The organism is Stenotrophomonas sp. YJH_SMC_127 (assembly GCF_059372445.1).
The window spans coordinates 1-6,083 of sequence record NZ_JCAFVO010000021.1 but is presented as its reverse complement, the minus strand read 5'-3'; the positions used below and the strand labels follow the sequence as shown (position 1 = coordinate 6,083).

Below are 6,083 nucleotides of genomic sequence, written 5' to 3'. Positions count from 1 at the left end.
GGCGATGATCGCCGGGGTGAACGGCATCCAGTGGCTGTACAGCATCCGCGACAGGATGTTGGCCAGCGCAGCGATGCCGCCGGCCAGCAGGAACAGCAGGAACGGGCGGGACAGGGTCACGCCACCGCCTCGCGGGCCATGGCACGCCCGAAGCCGATGCTCTCGGAGATGCCGCGGTCTTCGGGGTAGTAGTGCGAGGTATCGGCCACCCACAGTCCTTCCACCGGCAGCCGGCGCGGCGGCAGCCGGTCCAGGAAGCCCGGCTCGCAGATCGGCTGCGCGTGGCGGTAGCGGCTGACCCGCACGTCGATGAAGTCATCCGCGCCCAACTGCTGATTGATCATGCACAGGTATCGGCGGACCTTGCCGGCGAACACGTCGTCGCTGTCGCCATAACGCTCGTGCTCGCCGGGCATGTAGAACGGCACGTAGACGATATGGGCATCCATCGGGCGCAGGTTGGTGTACTCGACGATGCCGGGGATGTCCATGTCCGGGTCGTTGGTGTTGACCCAGAAGTTGGCCGAGACCGGCCTGCGCAGCTTGGCGATCACGCAGACCACCGCAATGTTGTTCAAGGCGCGGAACTTCGCCAGGATGGACTCCGGCAGGTCCGGCGCCAGGCGTGGCACGAACGGCAGCGGTACCGTGGAAATGACCTTGTCGAAGGTCAGATGCTCGCCGCCGACCTGGACACCGCGTACGCGGCCGTCCTCTATCACGATGCGTTGCACCGGGCTGGACAGCCGCACCTCGCCACCATGGCGCTGGATGTCCGCATGCAGGGCATCGAGCAGGGTGGATGAACCGCCTTCCAGATACCCGAGCTTTTCGCGCATCAGGCTGTAACGGGAGCGCCCGATGCGCCGGATCCGGCTCCAGATCCAGGCCGCGGACAGGTTGCCGGCATAGTCGTAGAACTTGTAGTCGAACAACCGGCGCCACAGCGTTTCGTAGGCTTCGGCGCCAACCCAGCGGCGGATCCAGGAGGAGGCTTCAACGTGGTCCAGCGGGCGCCAGTCGTTGCGACGCGTGCACAGGAAAGCATGCAGGCCGTAACGGATCTTCGCCATCATCCCCAGGCCCCTGAAGCGCAGCAGGGCAATCGGATTGCCCCATGGCTGCAGGCGCTTGCCGAACCAGTAGCCCATGCGGGTCTCGGTCCAGCGCATGCGTTCGCCCAGCCCCAGCTCGTCGAGCATGGTCAGGAAATCGTGATCGGAGGTGCAATGGAAATGGTAGTAGCGTTCGATCGGCATGCCGCCGAAGTCGAAGCTCGCGGTCATTCCGCCAACGCGGTCATCGGCTTCGAATACCACGGGCTGATGGCCGTCGCGGGCCAGCTGGTAGGCCACGGCAAGGCCCATCGGGCCGGCGCCGAGAACGGCGATGCGCTCGCTCATGATCAGAACTCCAGGGCGATGTCGCCGTACTCGGGGTCGTTGAAGGTGGCGTCGATGGCCTGCGCGAAGGGCGTCGGCCGTACGTTGAAGATCGAAGGCCAGTCGATGACTTCGAACTCATCATGGGCCACCAGTGCCTGCAGCTGCGCCGCGGTGAACGGTGGGTCGCGGTCGAACAGCGCCCAGGTCCTCAGCAGCAGGTGGAACAGGCGGTAGGGAATGTGCAGCAGCAGGGTGCGGGCACGCGTGCTGCGCTTGATCTGGCGGATGATGTCGATGTAATCCACCTTCTCCAAGCCGGTGATGTTGTAGCGCTGGCCAGCAATGCGCGAGCGCAGGCAGCTGGCGATGATGGTGGCGAAATCGCCGGCATACAGTGGCTGGCGCATGTAGCGACCATCGCCGGGAATCGGGAATACCGGAACCCTGCGCATGAAGCGCGACAGCCATCCCAGGTGCTTGCGATCGAACCAGCCGAACATCAGGGTCGGGCGCAGGATGACCGATGGAATGCCGCGCGCGGCGACGCGTTGCTCCTGCTCACGCTTGGTGCGGGTGTAGTCGTCATCGGCCACCGAACAGACCACCGAGGAGCTGACGTGCACCGTGTAGGGCACGGCGTGGCGCTCGATGGCATCCAGGATGAGGTCGGTGGCAGTGATGTTGTTGCGCACGAATGGCAGAGGATCGGTGCCGCCGATCTGCGCCTGCAGCATCACCACGGCGTCGGCCCCGGCGAAATGGCGCTCCCAGGTGCCCGGCTCTGCCAGGTCGGCGTGTTCGGTCACCACGTCCGGATGCATGCGTGCCAGCACCGCGAGATTGGCAGCGTGCTTGTCGATCACCACCAGCCGGCGGTAGCCCTGGCGCCTGAGGATGGCGACCAGGTTCTGGCCGACCAGGCCGGCACCACCGGGAATGATGATCTTCTGCTCCAGCTCGGAGTCCATTGCAGTGCTCACAGCGAGATCCTGTTGAAGAGGGCCTGCGGCAGCAGGCGGATCACCGTCATGATCAACCGCCAGAAGCCCGGGGCATACAGCACCGGGGTGCCGCGCCCGATGCCGGCGACGATGCGGCGCGCGACCTGGTCCGGCGTTGCCCACAATGGGCCCTTGCGCAGGTGGGCCGTCATCGGCGTGTCGACGAAGCCCGGACGGATGTCGACCACCGCCACGCCCTGCTTGGCCAGGCGTTGGCGCAGGCCACTCAGGTAGGTGCTGACCGCAGCCTTGGCGGCGCCGTAGACGTAGTTGCTCTGGCGGCCGCGGTCGCCGGCCACCGAAGTGATCACCGCCAGCGTGCCGCTGCCGGCGTCGGCCAGCCGATTGGCCATAGGCCCGAGCAAGGCCAGGGTCGAGCTACCGTTGGTGGCGAACTCGGCCATGCAGGTTTCCACCGAGGCCTCACACGCTGCCTGATCGGGCAGCGTGCCATGTGCAACCAGCACCACGTCCACCCGTCCCAGCGCCTGCCAGGCCTGCGCCAGCAGCTCGGCGTGGGCGGCCAGATCGTTGATGTCCATCGAAGAAGTGTGCGTGGTGCGTGCACCGCGCACGCGCAGGTCGTCGGCGATGGCGGCGAGCCGTTCGGAACGGCGAGCAACCAGGAACAGCGCCGCGCCGCGTGCGGCATAGCGCCGTCCGACGGCTTCGGCGATCGCGGACGTGGCGCCGATGATGAGGACGTTCTGCATGCTTACTCCGTGACCCGGCGCCAGAAGCCGGACGAGAAACGAGGATCGATGAATCGGCTGAAGTCCTGCCAGCGCGGGTACGCCTGCTGGAATGAGGCGGCGGTCATCCGCGCATCCTTGGCCGGGTACTGGGCACCGCCGGCGGCATCGACGATCCGGTCCAGGCGCCGCAGCAGGGCCCAGAGCGCCTCGCCGGTGTTGGGGAAGTCCAGGGCCAGGGTGGTACCCGGGCGCGGGAAGGACAACATGCCAAGGGACGGCCGCGTGCCGAACTGCTTGAGTACCGCCAGGAACGACCCCTGGCCACTGCGGGCGATTTCCTGCAGCAGGGCGGGAATTCCATCCGCGGCCGCGTGCGGTGGCAGCACGCACTGGTACTGCACGAAGCCAGCCGGACCGTACATCCGGTTCCACTGGCTGATGCCATCAAGCGGATAGAAAAAGGGCAACAGGTGTGAGACGTGGCGCCGGCGTTGCGCGGGCTGGCGCCAGTAATAGAGCGTATTGAACGGGCGCAGGGTGAGCCGGTTGACCAGTGACATCGGTGGCGTTAGCGGCATCGACCACTGCCGCCGGGGCGTGGCCGGACGTTCGTCGGCCGGCTGCACGGCATGGCTGGCACGGGTGAAATGCCCACGGCCGAGGGCGCGGCCATGCGCCAGGCAGTCGATCCAGGCCACACTGTACTCGTGGCTCTCGCTGCTGTCCTGTGACAGTGCGAAGAAGTCGGCCAGGCTGGAGAAACGGATGTTCTCCACCTCAAGGCTGCTGCCCGGCACGCGGCGCAGCTGCAGCTCGGCATGGGTGACCAGTCCGGTCAGGCCAAGCCCACCGACGGTGGCTTCGAACCAACCGTCGCCATCGCCAGGCCTGCACACGCGGCGTTCGCCGTTGCTGCGCAGCAGCTCGAAGGAGAGCACGTGGTGGCCGAAGCTGCCGGCCAGATGATGATTCTTGCCATGCACATCATTGCCGATCGCGCCGCCCACGGTGACGTGACGCGTGCCTGGGGTAACCGGCAGGAACCAGCCCTGTGGCAGAACGAGCGCGATGATCTCGCCCAAGGTGACGCCAGCTTCGCAATGCAACCGTCCGCTGGCCGGGTCAAAGGCGATGAAGCGGTCCAGACCGCGACAGTCGAGCAGGGTGGCCCCCGGATTCTGGCAACTGTCGCCATAGCTGCGTCCATTGCCATGCGGCAGCGCGCTGCCTGCGAAGGCCGGCAGCGCGGCGAGCCGATCATGCACCCTGACCAGCGACTGTGGCGCGCGCGGATACCGCCCCCAGGAATACGCGCCGTCCCGCATCAGATCGCCACCAGGGCAAACCCGGCGCACAGCACGGCCACCACCTGGCTGGCCCGGTCCGTGGCAGCGAACACGATCGGGTCATCGTGCATGTTGCCGCGATGCGCGATCACCCAGGCGCGGCTGACCCAGTACAGCAGGATCGGGCAGATGAACCACAGCAGCTTCGGGTTGCGGTACAGCTCCACGCTGTCGGGGCTGTTGATGTACAGCGCCATCACCAGCACGGCGCAGTAGCCGGCGGCCGCGCCCAGCGACTGCAGCAGCGGCAGGTCTTCCACGCCGTAGCCACGGCCGTTGGCGCGGGTCTTGCCACGTGCCAGCACCGCGTGGAGTTCGGTATAGCGCTTGAGCAGAGCCAGCGAGAGGAAAATGAACATGCTGAAGGCCAGCAGCCAGAACGACAGTTCTGCCCCGATGGCTACCGTGCCGCCGATGATGCGCAGGGTGTAGAGGCTGGCCAGCAGCACCACGTCGAGCATGACGATGCGCTTCAGGCGCAACGAGTAGGCAACGGTCAGCGCGTAGTAGCCCGCCAGCACGGCCGCGAATGCAGGGCTGCAGGCCAGTGCCACGGCCAGCCCGCACAGCGTCTGCGCCGGGCCTGCAACCAGGCCGTGCAGCAGCGGCAGGCGACCGGCGGCAAAGGGGCGATGGCGCTTGCGCGGATGGCGGCGATCCGCATCGAGGTCGAGCAGGTCATTGAGCAGGTAGACGCCGGAGGCGCACAGGCTGAAGGCCGCGAAGGCGAGCAGGGCATCGGCCACCGCCGGTGCTTCCAGGAAGCGGTGGGAGGTCAACACGGGCACGAACACCAACAGGTTCTTCAGCCACTGGTGTGGCCGCAGCGCCTTCAACCATGCCTGCAGCCTGGATGGGGCGGGCCAGTGCCCCAGCAGCTGGGTGCGTTGCGCTGCGGCACCGGCCAGGGCACTGCGGTTGTTGACCACCCAGGCGCCTGCAGCGCGGGCCCAGACCGCCAGATCGACCGTGCCATTGCCGGCGTAGTCGAAACCACGCTCGCCGAAGGCATCCACCAGGGCCTGTGCCTTGTGCGTGCCGGACAGGTTGCGCTGGCCATCGCTGGCGATCACCTGCTCGAACAGGCCCAGGTGTGCGGCGATCGGCGCGACCAGCAGCTGGTCCGAGGCGGTACACAGCACCCGCGGGCGCTGCGCCGTGTCGCGCAGCAGTTCCAGAACTTTCGGGTTGTAAGGCAGGCGGCGTGGATCGATGGTGACGCGTACAGCGATCTGCCGCTTCAGTGCGGCCTTGCCCTGCAGCAGCCAGAACGGCAGCAGGAACAGGTACAGCGGATTGCGCGCCAACAGCACCAGCAGCGATTCATATAGGAGGTCCGTGTCCAGCAGCGTGCCATCCAGGTCCACGCACAGGGCGCGGTCTTGGGCTGCAGGAGAGGGGGCAGGAGGCGCTGGGGGCATCGTTCGCGGGCTGACGCGGCGGGATCGTCCATTGTATCCGCGTTGGGGCATGGGCCAGAAAGCGGCATCCCGGCCCCGGGCCGCTGCATCCGTGCGGTTTGCTGCGCCGCAAACCCGTCGGGTGCAGGCCTGCGGCTAGAATGCGCTTATCCATTCGCAGGGTACTACAGCAATGCAGCAATCGACTTCCGGCGGAAAGCGCTACGCCAGCGCGGCGGAGGCCCTGCAGGGGGTG

General features: G+C 66.9%; 5 protein-coding genes. All 5 read right to left on the bottom strand.

The features are described from left to right. Window positions 1-116: 116 nt before the first annotated feature. From AC5QAB_RS21000 to AC5QAB_RS20980, 5 genes are read right to left on the bottom strand one after another with little or no spacing between them, the layout of a single operon-like run. On the bottom strand, window positions 117-1,403 hold the full coding sequence (locus AC5QAB_RS21000) for an NAD(P)/FAD-dependent oxidoreductase (protein ID WP_495233607.1): 1,287 nt from the start codon (window positions 1,401-1,403) through the stop codon (window positions 117-119). A gap of 2 nt (window positions 1,404-1,405) precedes the next feature. Then, window positions 1,406-2,353, bottom strand: coding sequence for an NAD-dependent epimerase/dehydratase family protein (locus tag AC5QAB_RS20995; protein WP_176422015.1), 948 nt, complete (start codon window positions 2,351-2,353; stop codon window positions 1,406-1,408). Window positions 2,354-2,361: 8 nt separating this feature from the next. Further along, a complete protein-coding gene (locus AC5QAB_RS20990) occupies window positions 2,362-3,099 on the bottom strand; it encodes an SDR family oxidoreductase (RefSeq protein ID WP_329851394.1) in 738 nt (245 codons plus the stop codon). Between the two features lie 2 nt (window positions 3,100-3,101). Next, a complete protein-coding gene (locus AC5QAB_RS20985; protein ID WP_329851396.1) occupies window positions 3,102-4,406 on the bottom strand; it encodes an FAD-binding oxidoreductase in 1,305 nt (434 codons plus the stop codon). Next, window positions 4,406-5,794, bottom strand: coding sequence for a UbiA family prenyltransferase (locus tag AC5QAB_RS20980; RefSeq protein WP_425520436.1), 1,389 nt, complete (start codon window positions 5,792-5,794; stop codon window positions 4,406-4,408). Before AC5QAB_RS20980 ends, AC5QAB_RS20985 begins: the two co-directional genes overlap by 1 nt. Between the last annotated feature and the right edge of the window lie 289 nt (window positions 5,795-6,083).